This window comes from Thermoanaerobacter sp. A7A (genome assembly GCF_000445185.1).
GTDB lineage: Bacteria > Bacillota > Thermoanaerobacteria > Thermoanaerobacterales > Thermoanaerobacteraceae > Thermoanaerobacter.
Window position 1 is genome coordinate 1 of sequence record NZ_AVAF01000103.1, and the last position, 3915, is coordinate 3915.

At 34.9% G+C, this 3915-nt stretch carries 7 protein-coding genes; 2 read left to right on the forward strand and 5 right to left on the reverse strand.

Features of this window, described 5'->3' with window-relative positions:
- Positions 1-86 precede the first annotated feature (86 nt).
- From M663_RS0106855 to M663_RS0106880, 5 genes are all read right to left on the reverse strand, one after another.
- Positions 87-893 (reverse strand): hypothetical protein, encoded by an 807-nt coding sequence (locus M663_RS0106855; protein ID WP_029688394.1) that lies wholly within the window; start codon positions 891-893, stop codon positions 87-89.
- Positions 894-895: 2 nt separating this feature from the next.
- Positions 896-1879 carry a hypothetical protein gene (locus M663_RS0106860; RefSeq protein WP_029688395.1) on the reverse strand — a complete coding sequence of 328 codons (984 nt, stop codon included), beginning with the start codon at positions 1877-1879 and terminating at the stop codon, positions 896-898.
- Positions 1876-2091 carry a hypothetical protein gene (locus M663_RS0106865; protein ID WP_029688396.1) on the reverse strand — a complete coding sequence of 72 codons (216 nt, stop codon included), beginning with the start codon at positions 2089-2091 and terminating at the stop codon, positions 1876-1878. The genes M663_RS0106860 and M663_RS0106865 overlap by 4 nt, the downstream gene beginning before the upstream one ends.
- A 184-nt stretch (positions 2092-2275) precedes the next feature.
- Positions 2276-2488 (reverse strand): hypothetical protein, encoded by a 213-nt coding sequence (locus M663_RS0106875; RefSeq protein ID WP_029688397.1) that lies wholly within the window; start codon positions 2486-2488, stop codon positions 2276-2278.
- Between the two features lie 127 nt (positions 2489-2615).
- Positions 2616-2867, reverse strand: coding sequence for a helix-turn-helix transcriptional regulator (locus tag M663_RS0106880; protein ID WP_029688109.1), 252 nt, complete (start codon positions 2865-2867; stop codon positions 2616-2618).
- 722 nt (positions 2868-3589) lie between these two features.
- Here M663_RS0106880 and M663_RS0106890 point away from each other — a divergent pair.
- Positions 3590-3793, forward strand: a complete 204-nt coding sequence (locus M663_RS0106890) for a hypothetical protein (RefSeq protein ID WP_029688398.1) — start codon at positions 3590-3592, stop codon at positions 3791-3793.
- Between the two features lie 34 nt (positions 3794-3827).
- Positions 3828-3915, forward strand: an 88-nt coding sequence (locus tag M663_RS15350; RefSeq protein ID WP_273702656.1) for a sigma-70 factor domain-containing protein, incomplete at its 3' end; no start/stop codon positions are given.

A 3915-nucleotide genomic window follows, 5' to 3' on the forward strand; every position in this document is an offset into this window, starting at 1 on the left:
CCTGTATAAAATAATCTGGAACTGCATAAGATATAATGGGTATATATGCACATTTTTCCGTCAAAAAGTTTTTTAGAGAGAGGGCATTAGCCCTCTGCTCCGTTTTCCCATGGCAGTGGTATATCTTCTTCTATTTCTTGAAAATCTACGTCTATTGGTTCTTGTTTTGTCTCTTTGTCTTCATCATTTTTTTGAACATTGTTTTTCTTTTGTTTCTTATCCATATTCATCAGTCTTCTAATTAAGTCTGAAGCTTGTTCTTTAGTCAATTCTCCCTCTGTTGTGTTGTAATATTTCTGTAAAGCCTTTTTATAGTCTTCTTCAGATACTTCTTTTTCTTTAATAAGCTTTTGTATAAGATTTAGCTGATTTTTGCTTATCTTATCCTGTACTGGTGTTCCTTCGATATCCTCTAAATCTTCCACATCTTGCGTGAATATATCTGAAAGACTTGCTACAAGAAGAGTAGCGTCTATTAAAGCCCGCTTTTTTGCCATTTTTAGCACTGTGTTATCAAGCGTATATGGGTCCGATTTTGCGTATTTTTTCTCTTTTGTGTTACATGCTCCAAATCCTTCTGTGATGAGCATGTCTCCTTTGTATAACTTGCATTTCACTTGATATTGAAAAAATCTTTTCTCCCAGTCTCTTGTGCTGTCTATTATTTCAAATTCTGACCTTAAGCCCATCATCATCAAAATTTTCTCGGCTCCGGGTTTTAATAACGTTGGCTTATCTGTACCGGGAATAACTCCATAGTCTTTCTTTTTTTTTAACGTGTTCTGTACGACAGCTTGAAACTGTGAAATTTTCCGCATAGTGTTTTCAACATGTTTTAAGTCTACTTCCTCAATGATTGAAGCTTCTCTTAAAATAGGCATTTTATTTTCCATGCTTATACCTCCTCTATTTTCAATACTTGATATGTGCTGACCTTTATCAACTTTTGTAAAAGTTCTTGAGGTAGTTCTTTGCGTGCTAATTTAGTGTCGAATCGTTCTTGCCTGCGTTCTTCTACTTTTATAAGCCACTGTCCAGCTTGCACAGGTTTTTCTTGTGCTGCTACAAGTAATTGTTCTTTTAGTTCTTTTTGCTTTTCTTCTAGTTGTTTGATTTTTTCTGATAGTTCGTTATATTCCGCTACTATATTTGCTAATTCTTCTTTTGTTATGACTTCTTCTCTCTTCTTTTGTTGATAGTATTCTGGATGGCACAATTTCGAATAAGGGCACCATGGACGTCGGCATTGCCAATTTTTTTCTGGAGAAAACGGTGGGTCTATTTCTATGTGGTTTTCTATCTTTTTGTTTAATTCTACTAATCTTTCTATTTCTGCTTCTACAAAGTCTTTGTCGTATTCTATTAATTCGTAATAATGGTCCCAGAGGCGTGTTTTAGGCGTCTCTTTATTCCTTGCGACAAGATATGCTTTGTCCAACCCCAAAGCATGTAAGTATAACTGCACCTGCGTATAGTATTGCGGATGTGCTTCTTTGACTCCTTTCTCTCTGAGTTCTTGGAAGCCTCTGTTTGCCAGTGTCTTGGCTTCTAAAAGAATTACTTCGTCTTTTGCACCTTTGTACTCTGCTATTGTATTACCTTCTAAGTCTACTCTTTTAGCTATTGGTATAGCTAAACCGTCTATATGTCCTCTTAAGATTTCTTTTTTATCTTTTACAATACTAACTTCTGTTTGTTGTCCAAACACTGCATAAGGTCCTGGAAGGTTTTCCGCTGCCCATCTGAGTATATCCGCTTCGTGTAAATTCCCTTCCGCAAATGCCCTTTCTGACCCTTCCCAGAGTGGCTCTCCTTCTACTCCCCATGCCTCTAACTGTATCCTGCGGGGACATGCCCCTGCTTGGCTAATGCGTATCATATCGCTGCCTCCTCTCTTTGTGCTAATTCACAGTAGAATTGTACTGCTGTATTTATTTTTCTTGCCAATTTTTTAAAATCTTCTAAATTTTGTGTTTCAAAATATATTACTCCTTTTCCTGTGTTTAATGTAATAAAATAGGTATCTATCGCATTGTCTACATATACATTCATCTTTTCAATTCCTCTTATATCAATTTTTGTTATTACCATTTTTCTCCCCTCCTAATTTTTTTTACTTGAGTACAGCACGTTTTTGTGCTATACTCAAGTTGGGATATTTTCTTTTGGGCCTTTTTTATTTCTAGAGTTCTATACCATGCTTGATTTTTCCGTCCTGAACCGTTGTTGTAATTCTGAAAAACTTGTACAACAACATTGCAAGTCTTATGCTCATTTATTTCGCCTCCTCTAACTTTTTTAAGATTCTCTTATGCAACTCTATCTCTTCATTCAATTCCTGTTTTATTTCATCTGTTTTTGCATTTATTTCTTTTAATATTTCTATTTCAAGCGAAACCAAACTTTCTAATGCAAGTTTTTCCTTTCGTGTAAGCTTAATCGTGAATAGCCTCTCTTGCTCTTCATACCCACCCCAGCTTATGTTCATGCTTTCACCTCCTTTCAATAAATTTTTCTCATGCCAGTGGTAGACTTATGAAAGGTTTTAATTGTATCGTCGGTATAATTTCATAACGTTTGTCTTGTACAAGCATGGTTTTTTACCTCCTATTCACTCATGTATCTTTTTCTATTTCTTTTTCAAAATTATAAATTTTGAAGAAGTAATATGGTGGTTTCCCTAGTATTTCAGATATTTTGTTGATATCTACTATTGTTGGACATTTTACCCCATTCTCTATATTGTAATATGTTCCTCTAGAACATCCCATTTTTGAAGCCATATCTGCTACTTTTAAACCTTTTAAAATTCTTTCAGCCTTAATCCTTTTTGTATATACGTAATTAGCATACTTTTTTTGTACCATTTTGTTACCTCCTTTCCTTTAGTTATGTCAGTAAAATTAAGTAAACAAAAAAGCCGATAAAACAAGCAATAAGCTTGTTCTATCGGCTCTAGCTCAGGCTCTGGCTCACTAAGTCAGTAAATACTGACCGGCTCAGGCTCTGGCTCACTAAGTCAGTAAATACTGACCGGCTCAGGCTCTGGCTCTAATTTTACTTCTAATGTTCTTGCATTTTTTACATTTCAGGTAGATACCCTCAGCCTGCGCATTGGTATCTACTTGAAATAATTTCTGATTACAAATAGGACAGTGGTACCACTTGTCGTTCTTTTTTATTTTCAATTTATCACCTCCTCTTTTATTATAGGTTTGACATTTTTATTTCCTCCTTTTTATGTATGATTTCCTTTGACATTTCTTATTATACACAAGATTTTTAAACTTGTCAATAGGTTTTTAAAAAAAAATATGATTTTTTAAAACGAATATTTTAGTATTTTACCGAAAAATAGCAAGAAGACTCCCACCTCTTTAGGTGGGAGATGTTCAAGAGATAAAAAATTCTTTTAAAAATTTTTTTGCAAGTTTTATTTCAAATCGCTACAACCCCTGATACAAGTGGCTTTGAAGGCAATAAAAATTTTTAAAAAAAAGTAATATAAAAGTATTGACAAAGGTAATTACTCGTGGTACAATTAAGACAGAAGCAAGGGAAAAGAAAAAAAATAAAAGGAGGAATAAAAATGAAAACTTACAAAGCGTACATTCTTTCCAGAACAAATGGGACTGTTCAAATTGGACATACCGTATATCAGCCTTGCACGGGGGCATTCTTCAGGGTGGAGGGAAGACCTCGTAAAAGCGACGTTCTCGATGTCTACGAGGTAAGCGAAAACTCCATGGCAGGGGCAAGAGAAGCCCTTGCTATGGATGCAAAGCAAAATTAAAACGAATAAAATGTATAAAAAGGAAGGTGGTTTAATGGATTGCATTGGGACGTATTTAAGAGAAATATCACACATTCCTCTACTCACTCCTGAAGAAGAGATTGAATTGGCAAAAAGAATCG